This is a genomic window from Bartonella sp. MR168JLCBS (assembly GCF_042194175.1).
The window spans coordinates 1-700 of the sequence record NZ_JBHIMP010000386.1 but is presented as its reverse complement, the minus strand read 5'-3'; the positions used below and the strand labels follow the sequence as shown (position 1 = coordinate 700).

1 protein-coding gene is annotated in these 700 nt (G+C 34.4%); it reads left to right on the top strand.

Translation table 11 applies throughout. The annotated features are described in order from the left end of the window. Nucleotides 1-508: 508 nt before the first annotated feature. Nucleotides 509-700 (top strand): NAD(P)-binding domain-containing protein (locus ACFIK8_RS11545; RefSeq protein WP_375669508.1); only part of this gene is annotated, 192 nt, incomplete at its 3' end.

Below are 700 nucleotides of genomic sequence, written 5' to 3'. Positions count from 1 at the left end.
TTTTAAAATCACGGCATCTTTTTGCATCAATTGTTTAGCGGAGTTTTCAGCATTTGAAAAAACTGTGTTTATATTGCTGCTTTAAAATTTTTCCGCGATATAACCCAAGCTACTCACTCTGTGAAGAAAAATTGGCATTTGCTTGGATTTTAGAAAGCTTTTTGGAATAAAAGTTGGTGATATTGTGTGCAGAGCGGTTGTTATTATTGATCAACAACTTGTGAGAGAGCATTTGTATCCTGTGTAGTGATGCGTGCGTGTAAGCAATAAATTGACAAGTTTTAGAGCTTGATGCTACGTTTTTTATCACCAATTTTGGAGGTATATTTTCTAGATAAAATGGTTTGTTAATGGGTTGCTCGGATGATTGTTGGACGGTGCGTAACTTTAATAATTCTTTTCTCTTGTCGGTTATGGTTTTTTAAATGTTTGAACCATATCTCTTGAACAAATAGACGGACGAATTTTGACTTTGTTGCCGGTTTCAAAGAATCTTTAAAGGTGAAAGATGCTCTATATACTTTTTGAAAAAATAGCACTCATTGGCATTGGTCTTATTGGATCTTCTTTAGCAAGAGCGATTAAAAAGAAAAATCTCACAGCTCATATTTATATTGCAACGCGTCGTCAAGAAACACTGAAAAGAGCACGCGAATTAGACCTTGGGAATTTTTATACAACAAATAATGCAGAAGCTGTT